Here is a 22,638-nt window from a genome sequence, read left to right on the forward strand (position 1 = left end):
ATCAAACTTGAGCTTTTTTATCATCATACGAATATTTATATAAGTTTGTCTTTAAAATGACTTAAAAGTGAAACTAGATTGTCATAACTGCTTTCTAAACTAGGCTCGGGAAAAATTCTATAATATGTTTGGATAAAGTTATGACAAATTCAGCCAGCCAACACACACGCCGTGAAGTGCTTACATGGTTAGCCAGCATTCCGTTTCTTCCACTTGGGGCAATGGCAACTTCTGCGACTCTTGCAGGTTGCAACGATGATGACAAAGACAGCGTTCAACCGATCAATCCAGCCAAACTTAAGACCGCAACATTTACCCCGATGGATGCCCCAACTTTGGCAAATCCAGCAGCGATGGCTACAACCACAGTCGCATCAGGTCTTGCTGTTACTTGGGATGATAATAGTAAAACTGACTACAAACTTGCTTATAAAACCTTTTTCCAGACAGGTGATATGGTTAGTGATGGAAAGGGCGGTAAAATCTTGGCGGGTGGCTATTACGATATTAATAATAAGCCAATCATGGACAACTCTACAGGTTCACCACGTCAATTCTTTTCAGATTGCCCAGATGGAACATCTTTATTGACTGTTAAAGATGCCAAGATTGATGGTGTAAAAGGTAATCCTGTGTTTGCAGTGGTGCAGTTTGAATATACCACACGTGATTTAGCAGGTAATGACATGTATGGCAAATTGCCATCGCCAATTGGGGTGATTTCACTTGATCAAGATCCGAAAACTGGTCATTTGTCATTTGTGAAATATCACAATGTTGATATGTCTAAAGCGCATGGCTTATGGATTACTTGTGGTGCAAGTTTGTCACCATGGGGGACACATCTTTCAAGCGAAGAATATGAACCAGATGCATTTGGTCAGGGCTTAGGTACTGATATGACCACCATGAAGGCTTATAGTAAAAATGTCTATGGTGATGAAACCTCAGCAAAACCTTATAACTACGGTCACTTACCTGAAGTGACTGTGAATAAAGATGGTACAGGATCAGTGAAAAAGCACTATTGCTTGGGTCGTATCTCGCATGAGTTGATTCAAGTGATGCCAGACAATCGTACTGCACTGATGGGTGATGATTATACCAATGGTGGTTTGTTTATGTTTGTTGCGGATAAAGAGAAAGATTTATCTGCTGGAACATTATATGTGGCGAAGTATTTAAATGAGTTGAATGAAACCTCAACAGCACAGATTCAATGGATTAAGCTAGGTCATGCAACCAGTCAAGAAATTGAAGATTTGGTGAATGTTCAAAATATTCAACCTAGTCAAATCATGGAAAGCTTAGACAAAGATCCACAAGATGCAAGCTATACCAAAATCATTCTGCAAAAGAAAACAGTTTGGGTGAAAGTTAAACCGGGTATGGAAAAAGCAGCTGCATTCTTGGAAACGCATCGCTATGCAGCATTGATGGGGGGGAGTATGGCATTTACAAAAATGGAAGGAACCACCGTCAATGCTAAAGACAAAGTTGCTTATTCTGCTCTTGCCAATATCCAAGATTCTATGGTGAGAGGAAATGCAGCTTGGGTCGAAACGCATAATGTAGCATTTGCGAAAAAGATTTCTGCTGGTGGTATCGTTGCACATGATATGGCAGGTTCGAAGAGCGATAAATCAGGTAGTCCAATTCAAAGTGACTGGGTACCCTACCAATCACACATGCTTTTAATAGGCAAAGATATTGATGCTTCTGCTGATCCTTTGAATATTGGAAATACTTCTGATCCAAATACCATTGCAAGTGCTGATAACTTAAAATTTTCTGAAGCGCTGCGTACCCTATTTATTGGTGAAGACAGTGGTAATCATGTGAATAATTACTTATGGGCATATAACGTAGATTCGAAGAAATTAGATCGTATTCTTTCTTGCCCAGCAGGTGCTGAATCAACAGGTTTGCATGCAGTAGATTCAATTAATGGTTGGACTTATATCATGAGTAACTTCCAACATGCTGGGGATTGGGGTTCTTTACACAGCAAGGTTCAAGCAACTCTAGATCCATTGATTCGTAGCAATTATAAAGATCGCTATGCGGCTGCTGTCGGTTATTTGACTGCTGATCCAATTGCGCCATCTATTGAAAAGAAATCTTCTTAATCTAAAACTGTAATAAAAAAGCAGCGAATATTCGCTGCTTTTTTATGGCTGATATGCATTGAAGACCATAAGAATATTATCAATGCCGATTTCTTAATCAATGCTCACGATTGGCTTTTTCAACTAAACCAGAGAGCCCTTGACGACGAGCAAGTTCATTTAATACCACTTGAACATCCAAATCAAAATAGCCAAGCATCACAATGGTATGGAACCAGAGGTCTGCAACTTCATAGATTAAATCATTTTTATGATTTTCATTGGCTTCCGATTGAAAGTCTTTTGCAGCAATGATTGTTTCAACACTTTCTTCACCAATTTTTTCTAAGATTTTATTCAAACCTTTATGGTAAAGCTTGGCAACATAAGATGATTCAGGGTCCGCAGCTTTGCGCTCAGCCATCATTTTGCCTAGATAATCTAAAACTTCGACCTGTTCAGCCTGAGCATTGGATGCATTCATGGCAATTGTATGTGCATTGGCTGAAGTATTTTCGCCATAAATTGCTTGAGGGTCTTTCAGTTGCGCATCAACAATTTCCCAGCCATTAGGTGTTAACTTACGATAAAAACAAGACTCACGACCTGTATGGCAGGCAATGCCCCCATGTTGTTCGATTTGTAAAACGATGACATCCGCATCACAATCTAAACGAATCTCATAAACGGTTTGGAAATGCCCAGACTCTTCACCTTTAAACCATAATTTATTGCGTGAGCGGGAGAAGTAAACGCCACGCATTTTTTCAGCGGTGAGTTGAAGTGTTTCACGGTTCATCCATGCCACCATCAAAATACGCCCAGTTTGATGATGTTGTGCAATAGCAGGAATAAGTCCTTGTTCGTTAAATTTTACTTCATCGAGCCATTGCAGATTGTTCATAGGATTTCACCAAGTTAATCAATATAAGAGAGTTGCTTTAAACACACGCTGTAGACAGTATAGTGCTTGTATAGTGTACGTTATTTCCAACGTTTTAGGAAAATATTGATCATGCATTTAGTGGAGATTAAAAAAGTCTTGTACAGACATGATTGAAAACTTACATACTATTTAAGTTATTTTCCCAAGTTTATATTTTGTCAAAAATTTCAATCCATTTGCCTAGCGGGCGCTTTACTTTTCAGCGAGATTACAACGCTTGTACTGCACACATAGCAGTGTTTTGTCTGTGCTATGCATCTATCTTTGGTCAACGGCGACCTTGCATGCCTTCAAACGGGGGCAGGGTGTCACATAAAATTGTCAGATATAAACAGCAAAAATTATTTTATCTGCAACCTGAGTCCTTGATAAAATTTTGATGAAATGTAATGAATTTGCATTCATGTTAATTTATCTGAGTGAGCGGAATGCCAGTATTTTATCGAGCAAGATCAGCTTTAGGGCTGTTGCATATATGGTCTTGTCATGCTGTTCAGTATTTTTTTCTGTTCACTGAGGATTGCGCAATATCCTGATACTTCATTTGGCTAAACATACCTGACTTTAAGCCTGTTACTGTAATGGCCATCTCTTTGCGAAAATAGGGAATTCGATACATCCATGAAAAGCTGAAATCTCGCAAAGCACCTGCCCACCAAAGATCAGATTGATACAGTGGGGTGAGCAAGCGACTTAGAAATTGATAAAAATCTGTTGAGCTTTTCCGATGCTGATGGTAATTTTGCCAAAGCTTTGCATAATTGATCCCTTGATTGTCTCTTGCATGTTGAGCAGCTTGTCCCAAAGCCCATGCATCTAAAAGTGCCATATTCGCACCTTGACCAAGCTGTGGACTCATTGCATGTGCAGCATCACCCATCACACCAATACGTCCCTCACCGAACTTGGAAAGTACTACATCACGGTAATTGGCTGAGAGCCATTGCTGTTTTTCTTCTGGATTGGCGATGACTTGCTCTAACCAATCCGCTGCAGGTTTCCAGCGTTTGGAAATTTCTTTGAGCCATTCAGAACGTGCATGTTGGTCGGGTAAAAAACTCTCTAGCCGATTGCTGGGTAGACTCCAAAAAATACTGGAAAGTCGTTGCTGTGGTTGATTTGGAATAGCGCCTGTGGGCAGAATTCCCATCATGATTTTAGCGCGGTCATAAAATTGATGCAGGATCTGTGTATCCAATGCTAAACATTCGGGCACAATGGTCCATTTGGCTCCCCAAGGATAAGCTTGGTCAACTTTAACCCATTGACCGGGTCTTAACTGACTTCGTGCACCATTGGCAATTATGACGGTATCAAAAACATCGTCAAAGTATTCATGTTGATGGGTGCCGATGACTCGAATTTCATCTGTATATTCTTCAAGCCGATGAATATCGGTATTCATTTGCCATGTGATCCATTCAGCATATGCCTGGCATTTTTTTTCCAATACGTGGCACAAGGTTGCCCGATGAATACCTAGACCATAAAAATCGGGGTGAGCCTGTGCATAATGACTATCCACCAATTTAAACCCATTGGCGAGTTGTCCTTCTAAACCTGTGACCCATGCGCCAAGTTTTAAAGCATCCTCTAAAACACCTAGGTGTTCAAAAACAGCCAGTCCTGAGGGTTGTAGTAGCAGACCTGCACCAACAGGTTCAAGTGCAGCAGCTTTCTCAAAAATGGTGACATGAATATTCTGTTGCGCAAGTAAAATTGCAGCTGCAAGCCCAGCCGTTCCTGCTCCAACGATGGCAAATTTTGGAATTTTATTTTGAGTCATTATTAGCATAAGCCTGTTGAATGATTTAAATTTAACAAAAAATCAGTCATCAACATACTTTATTTTGTACAACGTCCTTGTTGTTTCAATTGTAAATAGAAATCAGTGACTATAAATCCTGTATTCGCTCAGCCCAATTCTGCTTTTCAGTCAATTCTAGAAACTCATCCCCGAGTCGATGGCTTTCTGCGACGGATTGCTTCCACCATGCAATTCGTTTTTGATCATCTAAACCCTTCATTACAAAATCCTTACGGTCAGGCAAACGACCTAGAGGCAATGATTGTAAATAGGCCTGAGAAGGCGAGATCAGTAAAGTTCGTGCTTGATTTCGAGGATTGGCTGTACGCGACTTAAACATTTTATCGAACCAACCCGGAATAATACTGTCGCTAAAATGTGGATATAAAACAATTCCTTTGCTTTCAAAAGGCAGGTCGATGTGATAATCAATCAAACCACCATCGCGGTATGCCCCCTGAGGTGCATTGGCAATATTTTTGACAGCGGGTGTCACTGCTGGAATTGAACCTGATGCCATCAGCCAGTCAGCAACATTGTCTTGATCAAAGTTTAAATAATGCGTTTTAAATGCATCATCCCGAATTTTAAATTGTGGAAATTGTGCGGGTTGACAAATCACCCGCTGCATAAACTTACTCAGATGTTGTCTTGAAATCGCATTACTGCCGATAATGCCCAATAAGGAACCATATAGGGCAAGCTTTTGATCACTCTGAAATAAATGTTCGGCTTTGGCTGAAATAATGGTGAGATGGTAATCAGGGTGTTCGACCAGTTTTCTGGATTGTTGGTCGAGTATGCTATACAGCATTTCTCGAGAAATTTTCTCAATCTCCGCAATATTCATTTTTTTATGAAAAGGCAAATGAATATATAACTCAGCTAAACGTTCTGGTCCAAGTTGTTCGCCTTGTGCCAAAATCCCTGCAAAACGCCATGCCCCGACAGATGAGCCGATTAAGAAACGTCGTTGTTTTGCACGTCGTAGAAAATCACCAAAAATAGCTTGATCAAGCCCCATAAGGCCGATACCTTTTGGACCTCCTGCTGCACCAGGAATCATGTCGACCTGTTGTGGCTGCAAGCCTTCTTTTTCGATAAGTTGTTTTGCGAGTGAGCCTGCACGGAGGGTTAAAGCAGAAGGATGTTTCTGTAAAATCTGAATCATTATGACACTCACTCAAACGGATTTTTTTATTTTAAGTTCAGCGAATTGTTCAACAATGGCGAGAGGTGTCAGTAGATGACTTTGCAGTCATTCAAACAAAAAGCCTATTCTTAGAATAGGCGTGTTCATCTTATTTGGCGATCCGCCAGATGGCTAAAATACTGGCCAAGATGATTAAAATAATCGAAATATACCAAGGCGCAATGATGGCTATTGATAGTAAAATCGCCATGAGGCTACCAAAAATCCAACTTCGTTTTTGTTGATGCTCAACTTCCAAGCGCATCATCTGCAATTCATGCAATTGTTTGGCATGCCAAGCAGACTGGTTTTTTAAACCATTTAAACTATCAATCATCAATGTTGGAAAATCCTGAGCACCTAACAGTAAATCAGGAATTTTTTGCCCCAGCTCTTTTAGATTCTTTTGTGGATTCATTTGGGATTTGACCCATTCTGTCAGAATAGGTTTTGCCAACTTCCAAATATCTAACTCAGGGTATAAGTCTGTACCTAAGCCTTCCACGTGTACCAAAGTCTTCAGTAAGAGCATCAATTGTGGGGGGATTTCTAAATGGAAACGACGAGCGATATCCATGACCTGAATTAAAATGCCAGCAAAATCTAATTCATGCATCGGTTTAGACACCATTGGTCCAACGGTGCGACGCATTTCCCGAGCCAAGGCATCTTGATCTGTGCCTGGTGGAATCCAACCCGCTTGATGCACAATTTGAATCAACTGCATGAAGTCGCTGTTCATGACTGCGAGCAACATACGGGCAACGGTCATCTGATCTTGTTTAGACAATTCACCCATAATGGCACAATCCAGCGCAATATAGCGGGGATGACTTGGGTTTAAGGTTTCAACAAAGACATTTCCGGGGTGCATATCTGCATGGAAAAAATTATCTCGGAACACCTGCGTAAAGAAGATGGTTAAACCTTTTTCGGCAAGATCCTTACGATCCATACCCAAACGCTCGAAGGTTTCTACATCTGAAATCGGAACCCCTGTAATGCGTTCAGCCACCATGACATCTTTGCTGTCCATATAGACTTCAGGCACGTACATCATGCTTGAGCCTGTAAAGTAATGGCGCATACGGCGGGTGTTGTCTGCTTCCAGTGTCAGATCAAGTTCATTTAAGATAACTTGGCGATAATTTTGAATAATTTCAGATAAATGCACTGCACGTGCCGCTTCAAGACGCTTTTCCAAGCTTGCACCGAGCCACTGCAAAATTTCAAAGTCTTGTAGAATCTGACTGCGAATATCTGGACGAGTCACTTTGACGACGACTTCACGACCATCATGAAAAGCTGCCGTATGCACTTGTGCAATTGAAGCCGCAGCTAGAGGTTGTTCATCGAATCGTGCAAAGATGCTTGAAATATTGGCTTTCAGTGATTGTTCAATGCGTGTCTTAGCTACATCCTGGCCAAAAGGTTTCACTCGATCTTGCAATAAAACCAATTGCTGTAGAATTTCAGGTGGAATTAAGTCACGTCGTGTTGATAGCAACTGCCCTAATTTAATTGCAAGCGGTCCCATCTCTTCTAAAGCTTCTTTAAGCTTAAGCGGATTTTTACGTTCTTTACTTGACCATGCGGCAGGGTGCAGGCGAATTAAAGACAGCGCATGGCGGACTTTTTCAGGTAACTCTTCCGCAGGAACCAGTGTGTCGAGTCTATAGTGCGCTGCGATACGCCAAAGTTCGAATAAACGGGCAATATGCGGAATCATAAATTAAATTACCTGATCTTGGTGTGAGTTAAGTAGAGCTTTGAGTTGTTGGATTTTTGCTTCTATGCGATCAATATTTTGATTCAGCTGACGCGTATCGTGTTGCAGATCATCCATTTTCCAGCGGGGAGCTAGAATGCCACTGTCTTCTTTTAAAAAGTCTTCAGCAAAAAATAAATGGCTTTGTAAAGAACGTTTTAAATGCTGAGGCGCAAATTGAATCTTACCGATCTCATGCGCAAGTGCTGGACCAATCCATGGGCTTAAGTGTGAGGCTAAATCAGGTTCCATCTGTTGAATAATCTTCTGGATGTCCTGCAAAAGATGATAATCACCCTGTAACGGAATATTGCCAACTTCATCAGCAACAAATAACTTGGCCAATTCAACTACATTTTTAACATGCAATGTTGCTGTGGCTTCTGAAATATGGCTAGTTTGATCGAAAGGACGCTGTTCAAAAATAGAAGATGTTTGGCTTTTACCTGTTACAGTCGGTTCAAGACGAACTTTATGTTCATCAAAAAAGACATCAACAGAAAGCTGGGGTGCATCAATGACGACACGTAGCAGCTTGCCTTGTAATTGATTGAATTGAATGCGAGTAATCGCATCCAAATTAATCCCATGATTGATGAATCGTTCAACTGCACCGAGTGCCAGAATTGACCACATAACCCAACCTTGCTTGTGCTATTTTGGAAAATTACAGTTTGAAACCACGGTGTACCGCAACGATACCACCCGTTAGATTGTGATAATCACAGTTTTGGAAGCCCGCATTTTCCATCATGCCTTTCAGTGTGCGTTGATCTGGATGCATACGGATTGATTCTGCTAAATACTTATAACTTTCAGCATCATTCGCCACAATTTTACCCATGATCGGTAATGCGGTAAATGAATAGAGGTCATATAGCTTTGAAAAAGGTTCAAACACAGGTTTAGAAAACTCAAGGATCAATAAACGACCGCCTGGTTTTAAAACACGATACATCGCCTGTAGTGCAGCATCTTTATCCGTGACATTACGCAAGCCAAAACTGATGGTAAGCAAGTCAAAACTGTTGTCTGCAAAAGGTTCTAAAGTTTCAGCATTGGCTAAAACAAAGTCAACATTGGTACAGCCCGCATCGATTAAACGATCACGACCAACATTCAACATGGACTCATTGATATCTGACAATACCACATGACCTGTAGGACCAACTTCACGACTGAAAACCTTGGCTAAATCACCGGTTCCACCTGCAATATCGAGGACATGCTGTCCACGGCGCACGCCAGACATGTTAATTGCAAAACGTTTCCATAAACGATGGATACCAAATGACATCAGGTCATTCATGATGTCGTATTTGCTTGCAACAGAGTGAAAAACCTCTGCAACTTTCTGTGCTTTTTCTTCGCTATTGACAGTTTTGTAGCCAAAGTGGGTGGTTGCACCGACATTGCCTGTGTTTGCACCACGTGGCAGATTATATTTAGGGACTTGACCTGACACAGGGGTATCCATCATCTGCTGTTGTAAGGATTGTTGTTGTCCCTGAGGGGCACCTTGCGGTAATGGTTCACTTAGAAATGGACTCACTTTGTCTGTATTTGTTGCCGTTTCAGCTGATGCTGTTGGCTTTTGGTTTTCATTCGACATTTGAGTCACTCCTGAACACAAAAATAGGAAATTTTATATTGCACTGCATAATGACAGATTCTGCAAAATTTTGCAGTCCTCATGATGCAATTGTTATGAATAATATACAAAAAACCGATCCTAAAGATCGGTCTGAGAGCATCATTGAATAGATCAAATCTGGAAAGGGTTTGGATCGCCACGATGAACTTTTTCAACAATTTCTCTTTCTTTCAGCGTAAATTCATGGATAAATTTAGCCGCAGATTTCATTGGTTTCATGGCAACAAAGCCTTCGCCAATAAAGTCATACATCAATTCAAACTTATACTTTGTTGCCGTACCCTTACACATTTTGAAGGCGGTATGCATGATAAATGAGCGCATATATTTATCCAGTGCGCCACCTAAATCATCCAATAAACTCAACTGTTTTTGGCGAGCCTCGGCTTGATCGAGTTTTAACAGCGTCAGTCGCATCATGTCATCATCAATCGCCTGATGTACAGGGTAGTCTTTAAGTAATTGCGCGGCGACCTGCTCATCCAGCTGCATGGCAAGTACAGCCAAACCAACAGATTTCAATCCAGTTTTGATGGCATTTTCAGGAATGATTTTCTCAGCTTTATGGGCATATTTAAGCAAACGTTCAATTTGCACAGCCAAATCATCAAACTCAGGACCACCGTACAGGCGATGAATGAAATATTTCGCCATCAGCTGATTTTCTTTTTGATTAAACAAATCATGGTGAGTGTTTTGAATACGGGCTTTTAGCCAATCCTGTGCTTCATGCAGGCGTTGCTTTAAAACGGGGTCAGTATGATAACTGAATTGTTGATATTGTTCTAAAAGCTGATCAAGTGCAGCAAGTTTTGACATACAAAAACTCTAAACTTCTTTTATTTACAGGATAAAGCGAGTTGAAGCACAGGACTATGACAAAAGTGAAAAAACAATCAAGAAATATGGTCAGTGGAGTTTTAAATAGACAAAACCTTGTGTTTTTGTACAGAAAATATATAACGCCACTGTGGGGGAATGGGTATACTCGAAAAGACCTTCAGATAAGTAGAGAAGCAGATGATCGAACAACAATTACCGTTTGCGTTGCGTGATGAAGAAGAATTATCCGTTGATTTGATCGAAGCGCAGTATGCCTTAAAAAACTCAAAAGACAAAAACAATGCAAAAAGTTTAGTCATTCTAGTCAGTGGAATTGAGTTGGCGGGGAAAGGCGAAGCGGTTAAACAATTACGTGAATGGGTTGATCCTCGTTATTTACGTGTCAAAGCAGATCCACCGTGTTTATTCACGACAAAACAAAGTTTTTGGCAACCTTATGCCCGTCATATTCCCTCTGAAGGACAGATCCAGATTTTTTTTGGAAATTGGTACAGTGACTTACTGTCAACTGCCATGCATGTGTCAAAACCTTTAGATGAAACCATGTTTGATACCTATGTTGAAAATATGCGTACTTTTGAACAGGACCTTAAAAACAATCATGTCGATGTGATTAAAGTTTGGTTTGATTTGCCATGGAAAAGCTTGCAAAAACGTTTGGATTCGATGGATTCATCGGAGCAGCGTTGGCATAAACTGATGGGTTTGGATTGGCGCAATAAAAAACAATACGATACTGTACAAAAGCTGCGACAACGTTTTACCGATGATTGGTATGTGATTGACTGTGATGATGCTGTTGCGCGAGATCAACAGTTTGCGCAGTATGTTTTACAGGCATTGAAAAAGTTACCGAAGCATAAAACAAGTGTCAGAACGAAATGGAAACAGGCTGCTGTTCCTGAAGCCTTGCAGCAACCTGCAACAGATGAGTTAGATAAAGACCAGTACAAAGATGAATTAAAAAAACTCACCAAAAAAGTATCTGAAGCCCTGCGTAACGATTCAAGAAATGTCGTGATCACCTTTGAAGGTATGGATGCAGCGGGCAAAGGTGGGGCAATCAAACGCATTGTCAAAAATCTTGATCCCCGTGAATATGAAATTTATACCATCGCAGCGCCTGAACAATACGAATTACGCCGACCCTATTTATGGCGTTTTTGGACTAAGCTGCAACCAGAAGAAAAAATCAGTATTTTTGATCGAACGTGGTATGGGCGGGTATTGGTTGAACGAATTGAAGGATTTGCCAAGCCAGCTGAGTGGCAACGTGCATACGACGAAATCAATCGGTTTGAAAAGGATTTGGTTGACAACCAGACGGTGTTGGTCAAGTTCTGGTTGGCGATAAGCAAGGAAGAACAGGAAGCCCGTTTTAAAGCACGTGAGCAAACACCGCACAAGCGTTTTAAAATTACGCCTGAAGATTGGCGAAATCGTGGGCATTGGGATGAATATTTAAATGCGGCAGCAGATATGTTTGAACGAACTGATACTGAATACGCGCCCTGGCATATTGTGGCAACCAATGACAAATATTCAGCGCGGATTCAGGTATTGAAGGCTATTCTCAAACAGTTAAAAGCGGACTAAAACGGCTGTTGATTGAGTAAACTATTCTTCTTTGGCTGATTGATATAAAGCGGGATTAAGCCCGCTTTATTTGCTTTTATATTTTTAGACTAAGAATATTTAACCACACTGGCCTGTTGTTTTTGCTGAATGCCTTTTGCGAGCTTATAACATTCATCAACATGCGTTTCAGCTACTTTTTTCATGACAATATAGCCTAAACTTGCAGCAATAATTGAACCACCTAACGGAATGAATTTGGTCACTTGTTTGGTGATGATTTTTGCAGCCATGTTGTTGAAGGATGCTTTAACAGCAGTACGTGCCACGACTAAACCTGAAAACTCAAAACCACGTTTACGGAGTTCATTCCAATGGATTTTCTTGGTGGCAGGATCATAAATGCTGATTTGATCTGGTGCTAAACCAAAACGTGCATTGATTTCAGGGATGAGGAAAGACAACATACCGACATCAATGACCACATCAAAAAAAGGCACGGGTACTACAGCTGCACCGGCAGAAACATAAGAACGCTTTTTAACCAGTTCCAAGCATTCTTCACGAATCTGTTCTAGATTCAAGGTAGGATCAATCGAGTCTGGAATTTTATCAATTTTCATAAATCAAATACCTATGTTTCAAGCTTTTTGTCATATTTCTGGAAACTCATGTTTGAGCTTGAAATTGTGAAGTTATTTCCAAATAATGTTTTAAAAATGCCATAGTATATTGTTGTTGTATAGTGGCGAATGTTTATGTTTTGTGCATGAACATAGACAATAGAATATTGATAGTTGAGGAATTATGGCAATACATGTGATTCAAAGCCAACGCATTGATGTCTTGGTGCAAGGGCTTTTGCAAAATACCATTCGGCCATCCAAAAATCCTTTTGCAGTTTTGCAAACGCAACATTTTATTGTCCCTAGTGCAGCAGTACAGGAATGGTTGAGTCAACGTATTGCAGAACAACAGGGCATTAGCGCCAATAACCAATTTCATCAGCGTATTCGTGGATTTCAATGGTTTGCTTATCAGCAGGTGCTTGATGATAAAGATAAAGTGCGTAAGGCAAATATTCCACGACTAATTATGAAGTGGCGGATTTATCAGACTTTAAAAAGCTTTATTGAACATGATGAAAATAGTCTGGCTGAGGATCATCCACTGCATTCTATTGTTCAACGGATCTATGATGCTGCTTCACAATTAGAGCAAGGCTTGGACAAACAGCTCAAAAAGCAAAATATGTTGTATTGGGTGTCTGAGCAAGTTTCAAAACTGTTTAGCCACTATATGTTATACCGTGCTGATTGTGTAGGGGGTTGTCCACAGAATCAGGCGTGTCAGTGTCCAAGTAATTGGTTGGCACAATGGGGGCGTGGAGAAGCATTAAATTTAGAGCAGCAATTTTTTAAGACCAATCAACAGATTTCAGCCTTTACACTGAATCAGGCACAAGAACTGGAAAATTGGCAACGTTGGTTATGGCAACATACATTTCATGATGATTTTATTGAAATGCAAAGTATTGATGCTGATTTTTGGCGTGTCTTGGACGATGATCAACAACATTCCCAAGCTTTAAAAAAATTGCCAAGTCAACTGATTGTTTTTACCTTATTGGATTTGCCACCCAGCCAATTACAGTTTTTGAGACGACTTGGACAATACTTGGATGTGGTGATCTTACATTACAACCCATCACAAGAATATTGGGCAGACAGTGTCGATCCAAATTGGAAAAAACAATACGATTTAAGAGTAAAAGAACGCTTTATTGGCAAAAATCCCAATGCAACTGATGCAGATATTCAAAAGTTTTTTGATGAGTTTACCTTAAATTTCAATGCTGAAATCCGCGAATCACGTCATCCTTTATTGACACGTTTCGGCAAACAGGCGCGTGATCATTTTTCGATTCTCTCCAATTTATCTTCTGGAGAAGAAGGACAATGGGTAGATGCTTTTGTCGATGAAGAACCGATTAATTTATTAACTAAACTCCAGTCAGATATCCTGTATCTGGTTGAGCCAGAAGCACATGCTTATCCAATTGCACAAATGGATGATTCGATCCAGATCCATGTATGTCACTCTGCATTAAGACAACTTGAAGTATTGAGAGATCAACTGATTGCTTGGTTAGCCAAAAGCACGCTAGATCAACCTCGCCGTCCAAATGATATTCTCGTTTTAGTTCCAGATTTAAAACAGATCGAGTCATTGATCCGCAGTGTATTCCCTCATACACCGAATCAGGACAGTGTTTATTTGCCTGTGAAAATTGCAGGCGTGACGGCATTGGATGCCCATAATGCGTGGCGTGCTGTGTTGGGGCGCATCCAGCTGACTGAAAGTCGTTTTAGCATAGAAGATTTTGCAGATTGGTTAAGTTTAACCGCCACTCAGGTACGTTATGGTTTAGATATTCCAAATACAGAACGTATGATTGAACTGCTGATCAATGCAGGATTTAAACGGGGGTTAGATGCGCAGCATTTACAGTGTTCATTGAGCCAAGGCGATGATGATTTTCGTTTTAGTTTTAAATTTGCATTGGATCGTTTGGTGTTGGGCGTCGCAATTCCAGAGCATCGCTTGTTTGAAAATGTGTTGAGTTTTGCACAGGTCTTGACAGGTGATTTTGAACTGATCACGACCTTGGTACAGATTTATCAAGACTTTGACCATCGTAGAGATTGGATGATAGCACATGAGCTAGGCAAGCGGACCCCATTAAAATGTAATGTGGAAGCGTGGTTGAAATTGCTGATGCAGGATATTGCCGAATTTGAACAGGCAGGTGTCGAATCTTTAAAAACGATACGTGAGATCGTTAAAAAGCAAGAACGTATGCTGACTTTGGCGAGTTTTTATGACGAGCAGGAACAATCTATTCTCCAAGATATTAATTTGCCTTTGACTTATTTACTCAATGAAATTCAAAACTTACTCGAGGGGCAAATTGATCAGGCTTTACCGACAGGGCAGATTACGTTCAGTCAGATCGGACAAATTCGCCCGCTGCCTTATAAGCTGATCGTGCTGTTAAATTTGGATAGCGGTAAATTCCCAGATCGTGATGTACAGGTGCCATTTGATTTAATGCATATTCTTAAACCTCAGCTAGGTGATCGTTCTCGTTTGGATGATGATCAGGGCGCATTTTTAGATGCTTTATTGTTGGCACAAGAAAATCTCTGGTTATTTTATAATGGTTTTGATGTCAGCGATGGTGAGGTTCGAGACCCATCGAGTGTGTTACAGGAGTTGATCAATCATATTGCCTTTATTGGTCAAGCCGATCATCTGCAATCGGTCACTATATCCGATACGGCCCCTGAGAATTTGACTGCCGGGGCTGTAGCACAAACAGTATTATTAGATGGGATTGAAGTGCCTGAACATATTCAAACTTTATATCATGTGCATACCTTACAGCCTTTTGAGCCACGTGGTTTTGAATCGCAACAGTCCATCCGTTATCAGGATCAATGGTTTCAAGTCGCCCAACAGATACGTCAAACTGAGGTATTGGCGCAACGCGATGCTTGGGTGAATACTGCTTATCCATCAGTTCAAGACGATATGACAGTATTGGATGCAGGACAGTGGATTCAAGATATGACATACCCTGCACGATTATATTTAAAAACTCTGGGCGTTGAAAATCTAGGCGCAGATGATATGCCGGCATCGAATGAACCGTTGATTTTGGATGGCTTGGCACGCTATCAAATCCGAGATTTTTTACAAAAGGCAGTGCTTCATTCTGCAGATGATGCTGCACTCAAGGATATGAGACTCTTACAGCATCAATTACCGATTGGCAAAGTTCAGCTCAGTGCGTGGCAAATTGGCTTGGCTGAACAAGACCGTTTAAAAGATCGATTAAAACGTTATGCGTCTGAAGTGACTGCGACAACACAACGTCAGTGGCGGATTGAATCTGGTTTGGTCATGAACATCACATTACCTCAACAGCAGCTCGCAGATTGGGTCAGTTTAGATGCCTCGAGTGGTCGTGCTAAACGTCGTACTAAAGTTTGGTTAGAGTATCTGTTGTGGCTGAGTTATATAAATCTGGAGGCAGAACAGTCGAAATCTCTGCAACGGATTGCGATATTCAGTGATGTGACAATCATCAATACAGGCTTAAGTTCAGCACAAGCCAAACAATATTTATCGGCATGGTTTAAAGCCTTTACTTATGGGCAGTCAGAACCGTTGGTACTGCCTGCTGCATTATTGTTGAAGCCCGCTGAAAATAATAAAACATTGACCTGGATGGTTGGGGACTCTGGACATTTCGTGATTGAAGATTTCAGCATAATTCTCAATGAATGGAACAAAGGTGATGCATTTTTGCCCTATGATCTGACTGAAATGGAATGGAGCAAAAGGCATCGGGATTGGCAGTTTATTTTGCAGGAACAAGATGCATCTGCACTGCTCAAACATGCCTGTGATCAATTTGCCCATGATCTGTATCAACCCATTTATCAGCATCAAACCGTTGCGGAGGAATAAGCATGACTTCCGTAAATTTATCCCTCGTGAGCACACCCCCTACCCACCAAAAGCGGGTCTCGATTCAGCCCATTGAGGATATGCATTTTGCAGGTTTACATTGGATCGAAGCTTCCGCGGGCACTGGTAAAACCTATACCTTGTCTAGTTTAATGGTGCGGATTTTCTTAGAAAAATACTTACCGGGTCAAGTGATTGCGACCACGTTTACCCGCAAAGCTGCCGCAGAGTTGAAAAGTCGGATTCGTTCACGTTTACAAGATACTTTCCACTATTTTGAATCATGTCGGGAACTGACTGAAGCGCAGGTCTTAAGCAAAGCCCAACAGGAAACAGATCCTTTATTTGCTAAACTATTAAAAACATTTGCATCGCAGGTGGCTTATGCCTGTGAGCGTCTGAAACTGGTGATTGACCAACTTGATGAATTGTTTGTGGGGACTTTAGACAGTTTTAGCCAAAAATTATTACGTGAATTTGCTTTTGAAAGTGGCAAGATTGAACGTGCAGAAATTACTGATGATGCAAAAAGCTATACTTATCAGTTGGTTCATGATGTTTTAAGGGGTTGGATTCAAAAGCAACCGCAAGACATTATTGATAGCCTGATGTTTGCAGGGGAGCTGCATGGCGTCGACTACTACCTAACAACAGTTGAGCAAAGTTTAAGTTTTGCATCGGCAAAATTTATTGAGCCTCAATTTTCAACAGCCGATGCCCAATCTTTTCAGCAGGCAATAGAACAACTGTCACAAGTCCAATTGGAACAGTTACAAACACTGGAAGCCTATTATTTATTGGATGGTGATTATTATAAGTTTTGTAATGGAACAAAATTCAGGAGTGATCGTTTTCATCGTATTTTTGCCAAGAGTTTGCCACACATTATTCAAACTACACAACTGCAGGGTTATAAGTATTATCTAAGTACTGGTTTGGCAGTGGAAAAGTCTGATTTTTCCACTTTGATCAAAGTGCTTCGTGAACAACAGATCTTTAAGAAAGCCACCCCTGAAAATATACAGTCGGATTTTTATCAACATCCCCTTGTTCAGCAACTGCTGAATATCTATGGGCAAATCGAAGTATTTGAAAATCAGCTACTCGGAACCAATACTTTTCTTAAATATTATTTGGCGCAAGAAGTGAAGCAGCGCTTGCCGCAAGTATTGCAACAAAAAGGTGAAACTACCTTTGCCCAACAGATTCGAACACTTGCAGAAGCTTTACAAGGCGAACAAGGACAACGTTTTGCCACTTTTGTGCATGCACGGTATCCCTTAATTCTGGTTGATGAGTTTCAGGATACCAACCAAGATCAAGACGATATGTTGGCGCAAATTTGGCGGCATCCGAGTCGAGTCAAACAGGGCTGTATGATCATGGTGGGTGATCGTAAACAGGCCATTTATGGTTTTCGTGGTGGGGACATGCTGACTTTTTTAAAAGCACATCAGGATGTATTTGGCAAGGATGGCAATGAATATAACTTGATCTATAACCACCGTTCGGTAAAACCCTTGGTTGAAGTGGTTGATGCCTTATTTCAAAGGCAAATGGATTTTGGTGAGCAGGTGATCTATACCCCTGTACAGGCAGGAAATCGGCCACATCCGGATTTAATGGATCAGGGACAGATAAATCCTCAACCCTTAAGATGGCTCAAGCTCGAAGATAAACAGCTTGAAGCAGAACAAGTGGCGTGGAAAATCCGTGATTTGCTCAATCGAGGTGTTCAAGGCAGTTTATTTTTTAAGGAGAAATCCGCCCAGCGTCCGATAGATGAAAATGATATTGCCATTTTATCGAAAAACCATGATGGACTGGATAAGGCACAAGCTGCTCTAGAGTTTCTGGGTATTCGCACCAATCGACCTTCGAAGAAAAGTGTTTTTGAAAGTCAGATTGCCCGTGATGTCGGTGCTGTATTGACTGCAATTTTGCATCCTTATCATGAAGCAAAAGTAAAACGTGCTGTATTAAGCCGTATGATGGGTTTGGACTTAAAAGCTTTGATTGCTTTAGAACAGCATGCAGATGGTTTAAGTGAATACATTGAGTTGTTTGATCAGGTCCGTGAAATGTGGCTGACTCAAGGTTTTTTAACGGCTTGGCAATATCTACTCAATCAATGTGCGGTCTGGGAAAAACTGGTGGAAAAACGTAGTCGGGATAATGAACGTGTGGTGGTGAATTTACGTCATTTAACTGAACTGCTGAGCCAGCACAGTGAAGCGTATCAGGGTGCACAGAATCTTTATCATTGGTATATGAAACAGCTGACTGCACCGATGGAGCGGGAATGGGAAATGGAACGTAAACTGTCTAATGAGGCAGGCGTGCAACTGATGACCATTCACCAGTCGAAAGGCCTAGAGTTCAAATTTGTCTTCTTACTGGGCGCAGACAAAGAGTTTAAAGAAATCAATAAGACTTTGAACTTTTCAACAGCAGCCCAGTTGAACAGCCAAACAGGGCAGGCTGAACAACAGCGTGTGGTGGCTGTGAATGACAGCAATCTACTGGATAAAAAAGATATCGAACAACATAATGAGCGTGCTTTAGCCGAACATCATCGCTTGTGGTATGTGGCATTGACCCGTGCCAGTTATCGTGTTTATGCCATGTTAAGTGATGTCAAAGAAAAGTCGACTACAGGACTGGCATTTTGGCGAGGACAAGGTGCTGATGTTTTTCAGCATATCGGCAGTTGTATGGAAAGCTTATTGACTGAGCGTCCTATCGCACTGGAAAAACCTAAGTCTGAAAATCATTTACCATTACTTGCGCAAATATTTCCAACACAGCGTTTTTATCCGCGAGGAAAAACCAGTTTTAGTGCGTTGGCCCAGCATTTAACGCGACAACAGATTCAAGATGCACTGGCAGTTTCTGAACAAAAACAAGAGCGTGCCGAGGATGAGATCCAACCCCCGATGATCGCAATTACTCAGCAAATACAGTCTGAGCAACCGATTGCATGGATCAAAGCCAATTTTCCAATGGGAACCATTGCGGGAAATTTCTTGCATGAAATCTTTGAACATATTGATTTTCAGGATACACGATATTGGCATCTTGAAATTCGTCGACGTTTTAAAAATGACTACTCCAGTTTATGGACGGAGTTGCTTGAAAAATACCGACTGGCTTTTTCAAATCAGACACTGGAGGAGAATGCTCCAGCTCAATCCAATGCTGAAGAAACGTTACTGACCTGGGTTGCTGAATGGCTGGCTGAGGTATTATCCACACCAATCCTCAAGGATTTCCAATTAAAACAGCTTGAACCTCATCAACATTTGGCTGAGTTTCCATTCTATTTATCGCTCTCAGATCGTGTTTTGGCAATTCAACGGATTTATCAGTTGTTTGACGAGTATGCAATAAAGATGCCTGCATTTAATGATGCTCATTCAGCTCGTTATCTCAATGGTTCGATTGATTTGGTTTTTTTTGATGGTCAGCAATATCATATCGCGGATTATAAAAGTAATTTTCTGGGTGTTGAGCAACACAACTATATCTCTGAAGCCGTTCAAGAGAGTATGTCACATGCTAGTTATTGGTTACAGGCATCGTTATATTTAGTGGCTTTACACCGCTATTTAAAAATCCAGCTTCAAGATTACCAAATTGAGCGGGATTTAGGTGGCGCAACCTATCTGTATTTACGAGGCATGAATGGTCAAGTCGGACAAGGCTATTGTTTCTGGCGCCCCACCACAGAATTCATTTTGAGACTAGATGCGATATTGGGTTATTTTATTGAGGATAAATCCAGTCAAATTATGTGAATTGTTATTTAAAAAACTGTATAAACAATAGGTTGTCATGTGGATAACTGTGTTGAAAACCTTGTAGATAACTCTGAGGATAACTGTGTGGAAAATCAACAGGATTTAGAAAGCCAAGTCCCACAATGGATCGAGACATGGAGTAAATATGTTTTAGCACAGTATTCCACAGGCTCTAAATTAGATGAATATGCACTTGAACTGGCACAGGAAATACTTTTGGCGGGCATTCAGGGGGATAGCTGTATTTCCGCAAAAGATAAAAATACAACAGGATTAAAGCCCCTGATGATTGAGGTAGGGCACACAGAAAGTGCAGTTGCGCCGTTTGTGCTAGATCATGAGTACCTGTATCTCTATCGTTATTGGCAACTCGAGAGCCGTCTAGCGCAGCAAATTAAACGTCTGAGTATGCAATCTATTGCTCAGGTGGATGTTTCAGCATTTAATGAACTCTTGACTGATGCTCATCAAAAAGCCGCTTTGACTATGGTGGCGAAATCCGCCTTGAGTATGATTACGGGTGGGCCGGGCACGGGTAAAACCTATACCTTGGCAAGAATCATTGCGGTATTACATCAAGCAACTCCTGATATTCGGATCGCGATGGCAGCGCCTACAGGAAAAGCTGCACAACGTATGGGAGAAGCTTTACAGAAGTCCCTGTCTGATCCCAAATTACAAAATTTTGGTTTAAGTCAAAATTTATTTAACCCGATGACCTTGCATCGCCTGTTGGGATTAGGTTATCAACAGACACCGCGCTTCAATCAACGGCAACCGCTGCCTTATGATGTTGTGGTGGTCGATGAAGCTTCGATGCTGGATTTAAATTTGGCAACCATGCTTTTTGAGGCGATTCCTGAACATGGACGTTTGATCCTGCTAGGTGATGCAAATCAATTGGCTTCAGTGGATGTTGGTGCAGTCCTTGCTGATTTGCAGCAGATGGAAATTTTATCTGATCATCGGGTCAATTTGATGACCAGCCAACGTTTTAAAGAAGGTGCATTGATCGGGAAAATGGCAAAGTTTATTCAAATGCAAAGCAGTCAGCATATTGCCCCATCGCAACTTTTAGCAGACTTTGAACAAGAGATTGTGGCTGCTGGCGTACTTAAACAAGTTGCTTTAGTGCCAGAGATGCAAGATGTTGTCCAGCTTGAGTATCTACCTGAAAAAATTGCACAGTCAGATTTAGCGGGCTACTACAATAAATTAAGTTTAGGTTTCCATATTTATTTTGAAAGCCTTCAGGTTTATTTGAATACCGACACAACCCATGATCAAGTTGCGACGATCATACACGCTTTTGACAGTTACCGGATTCTCACCGCCATACGTCATGGGGTAATGGGGGTAAACAGTTTGAATACTGAAATGGAAAAAGCTTTATTTGAATATATTCCGACCTTATCCAAACAAGGAGATTGGTATGTGGGGCGTCCTGTGATGATGACCTACAATGATTATCAATTGGGGCTCTCTAATGGTGATATTGGGATCTGTCTGAAACACCGTCAACAGCAGGGACAGTTTGAAGTCTATTTCCCTAGCTTGGATAAATGGTTTCCTGCAACCCGTTTGCCTAAAGCAATGCAGACTGCTTTTGCACTGACGATTCATAAATCGCAAGGCTCGGAATTTACCCATACTGCAGTGGTTTTAGATTCAGCAGCAACTCGGTTGTTAAGTCAAGAGTTGATTTATACAGCAATTACACGAGCCAAGTCTGCGGTCAGTCTATTGGTGGATCAAAGCGCATTTGTACAATCTTTGAATATAACCACAACACGTACCAGTGGATTGGTTAGGATGGTTAATGCGCTATAATTATTTTGTAGTTTAAGTTGATAATTTGCCTATTGTACGAAATTGCTTACATGAATTCGAGAGATTTGCGCATAGAGCTTCATGTCAGTTTTTGAGATGATGAAGCCATAAAGAGCTCAGCAAGGATCGTTGAGTAAAATCGCAAAATAAGAACAACTTGAAGTCGTGAGACTGCGAACTTACAAGAAAGTAAGTAATAAAAGAGGAAACTTACAGCCGCTAAGCCTTGTAGTTTTGGGAGAGACTACAGGGCTTTTTTATTGCCAAGGAATCTCCAATTTAGTTTTCAAATCATGATAGGTTCATCTTCTATTTTTGTTAGTTTAGATTAAAAATTATACTTAAAATTCATATTTAATTTGTCATATATCACATTTTAAAAGGCTTTTTATGAAACTCACCACGGTCATTTTTCTGTACGCAATTTCTCACATAAAGATGAGTTAAATACGACTTTTGTCTTACATATTTGACATGCATAATAAGTCATATATGGACATAATTGGTCACATGGTCGTGAAAATGAATGTCAGTGATAAAACAATAAGTGTCGAGAGCACAATAAAGATTATAAATAAG

The 22,638-nt window shown here is 40.8% G+C and carries 13 protein-coding genes; 5 read left to right on the forward strand and 8 right to left on the reverse strand.

Annotated features, from left to right (window positions below; genetic code table 11):
* The first annotated feature begins 140 nt into the window (after positions 1-140).
* A complete protein-coding gene (locus OSH00_RS07765) occupies positions 141-2,129 on the forward strand; it encodes a PhoX family protein (protein ID WP_266129959.1) in 1,989 nt (662 codons plus the stop codon).
* 97 nt (positions 2,130-2,226) lie between these two features.
* Here OSH00_RS07765 and hisIE read toward each other — a convergent pair whose 3' ends face one another.
* The 7 genes from hisIE to OSH00_RS07800 all read right to left on the reverse strand — a co-directional run bounded on the left by hisIE (position 2,227) and on the right by OSH00_RS07800 (position 10,294).
* The gene (gene hisIE / locus OSH00_RS07770; RefSeq protein WP_266129960.1) at positions 2,227-3,012 is read right to left on the reverse strand and encodes a bifunctional phosphoribosyl-AMP cyclohydrolase/phosphoribosyl-ATP diphosphatase HisIE; all 786 of its coding nucleotides are present in this window, start codon (positions 3,010-3,012) and stop codon (positions 2,227-2,229) included.
* Between the two features lie 535 nt (positions 3,013-3,547).
* Positions 3,548-4,840 (reverse strand): FAD-dependent oxidoreductase, encoded by a 1,293-nt coding sequence (locus OSH00_RS07775; protein ID WP_266129961.1) that lies wholly within the window; start codon positions 4,838-4,840, stop codon positions 3,548-3,550.
* A 109-nt stretch (positions 4,841-4,949) separates the two neighbouring features.
* On the reverse strand, positions 4,950-6,032 hold the full coding sequence (locus tag OSH00_RS07780; protein WP_266129962.1) for a patatin-like phospholipase domain-containing protein: 1,083 nt from the start codon (positions 6,030-6,032) through the stop codon (positions 4,950-4,952).
* Between the two features lie 130 nt (positions 6,033-6,162).
* The gene (locus OSH00_RS07785; protein ID WP_266129963.1) at positions 6,163-7,782 is read right to left on the reverse strand and encodes an ABC1 kinase family protein; all 1,620 of its coding nucleotides are present in this window, start codon (positions 7,780-7,782) and stop codon (positions 6,163-6,165) included.
* Between the two features lie 3 nt (positions 7,783-7,785).
* Entirely contained in the window at positions 7,786-8,457 is a 672-nt protein-coding gene (locus tag OSH00_RS07790) for a ubiquinone biosynthesis accessory factor UbiJ (RefSeq protein WP_266129964.1), read from the reverse strand.
* Positions 8,458-8,488: 31 nt separating this feature from the next.
* A complete protein-coding gene (gene ubiE, locus OSH00_RS07795; protein ID WP_266129965.1) occupies positions 8,489-9,433 on the reverse strand; it encodes a bifunctional demethylmenaquinone methyltransferase/2-methoxy-6-polyprenyl-1,4-benzoquinol methylase UbiE in 945 nt (314 codons plus the stop codon).
* Positions 9,434-9,586: 153 nt separating this feature from the next.
* The gene (locus tag OSH00_RS07800) at positions 9,587-10,294 is read right to left on the reverse strand and encodes a DUF8198 family protein (RefSeq protein ID WP_266129966.1); all 708 of its coding nucleotides are present in this window, start codon (positions 10,292-10,294) and stop codon (positions 9,587-9,589) included.
* A gap of 201 nt (positions 10,295-10,495) precedes the next feature.
* Here OSH00_RS07800 and pap point away from each other — a divergent pair, with 201 nt between their 5' ends.
* Positions 10,496-11,914, forward strand: coding sequence for a polyphosphate:AMP phosphotransferase (pap, locus tag OSH00_RS07805; protein WP_196075521.1), 1,419 nt, complete (start codon positions 10,496-10,498; stop codon positions 11,912-11,914).
* 89 nt (positions 11,915-12,003) lie between these two features.
* Here pap and OSH00_RS07810 read toward each other — a convergent pair whose 3' ends face one another.
* Positions 12,004-12,516, reverse strand: a complete 513-nt coding sequence (locus OSH00_RS07810; RefSeq protein ID WP_266129967.1) for a hypothetical protein — start codon at positions 12,514-12,516, stop codon at positions 12,004-12,006.
* Between the two features lie 184 nt (positions 12,517-12,700).
* Here OSH00_RS07810 and OSH00_RS07815 point away from each other — a divergent pair, with 184 nt between their 5' ends.
* The 3 genes from OSH00_RS07815 (at position 12,701) to recD (ending at position 22,059) form a co-directional block, all read left to right on the forward strand.
* A complete protein-coding gene (locus OSH00_RS07815) occupies positions 12,701-16,429 on the forward strand; it encodes an exodeoxyribonuclease V subunit gamma (protein ID WP_266129968.1) in 3,729 nt (1,242 codons plus the stop codon).
* A 2-nt stretch (positions 16,430-16,431) separates the two neighbouring features.
* Positions 16,432-20,226, forward strand: a complete 3,795-nt coding sequence (locus OSH00_RS07820) for a UvrD-helicase domain-containing protein (protein ID WP_266129969.1) — start codon at positions 16,432-16,434, stop codon at positions 20,224-20,226.
* 87 nt (positions 20,227-20,313) lie between these two features.
* On the forward strand, positions 20,314-22,059 hold the full coding sequence (recD, locus tag OSH00_RS07825) for an exodeoxyribonuclease V subunit alpha (RefSeq protein WP_266129970.1): 1,746 nt from the start codon (positions 20,314-20,316) through the stop codon (positions 22,057-22,059).
* Positions 22,060-22,638: the final 579 nt, after the last annotated feature.

It is taken from the genome of Acinetobacter nematophilus, from assembly GCF_026344175.1.
In the GTDB taxonomy this organism is placed as follows: domain Bacteria; phylum Pseudomonadota; class Gammaproteobacteria; order Pseudomonadales; family Moraxellaceae; genus Acinetobacter; species Acinetobacter nematophilus.

Excerpts from the sequence above, each read along its gene's own strand:
- OSH00_RS07765 (WP_266129959.1), top strand. The coding sequence starts at position 141 with ATGACAAATTCAGCCAGCCAACACACACGCCGTGAAGTGCTTACATGG.
- hisIE (WP_266129960.1), bottom strand. The coding sequence starts at position 3,012 with ATGAACAATCTGCAATGGCTCGATGAAGTAAAATTTAACGAACAAGGA.
- OSH00_RS07775 (WP_266129961.1), bottom strand. The coding sequence starts at position 4,840 with ATGACTCAAAATAAAATTCCAAAATTTGCCATCGTTGGAGCAGGAACG.
- OSH00_RS07780 (WP_266129962.1), bottom strand. The coding sequence starts at position 6,032 with ATGATTCAGATTTTACAGAAACATCCTTCTGCTTTAACCCTCCGTGCA.
- OSH00_RS07785 (WP_266129963.1), bottom strand. The coding sequence starts at position 7,782 with ATGATTCCGCATATTGCCCGTTTATTCGAACTTTGGCGTATCGCAGCG.
- OSH00_RS07790 (WP_266129964.1), bottom strand. The coding sequence starts at position 8,457 with ATGTGGTCAATTCTGGCACTCGGTGCAGTTGAACGATTCATCAATCAT.
- ubiE (WP_266129965.1), bottom strand. The coding sequence starts at position 9,433 with ATGTCGAATGAAAACCAAAAGCCAACAGCATCAGCTGAAACGGCAACA.
- OSH00_RS07800 (WP_266129966.1), bottom strand. The coding sequence starts at position 10,294 with ATGTCAAAACTTGCTGCACTTGATCAGCTTTTAGAACAATATCAACAA.
- pap (WP_196075521.1), top strand. The coding sequence starts at position 10,496 with ATGATCGAACAACAATTACCGTTTGCGTTGCGTGATGAAGAAGAATTA.
- OSH00_RS07810 (WP_266129967.1), bottom strand. The coding sequence starts at position 12,516 with ATGAAAATTGATAAAATTCCAGACTCGATTGATCCTACCTTGAATCTA.
- OSH00_RS07815 (WP_266129968.1), top strand. The coding sequence starts at position 12,701 with ATGGCAATACATGTGATTCAAAGCCAACGCATTGATGTCTTGGTGCAA.
- OSH00_RS07820 (WP_266129969.1), top strand. The coding sequence starts at position 16,432 with ATGACTTCCGTAAATTTATCCCTCGTGAGCACACCCCCTACCCACCAA.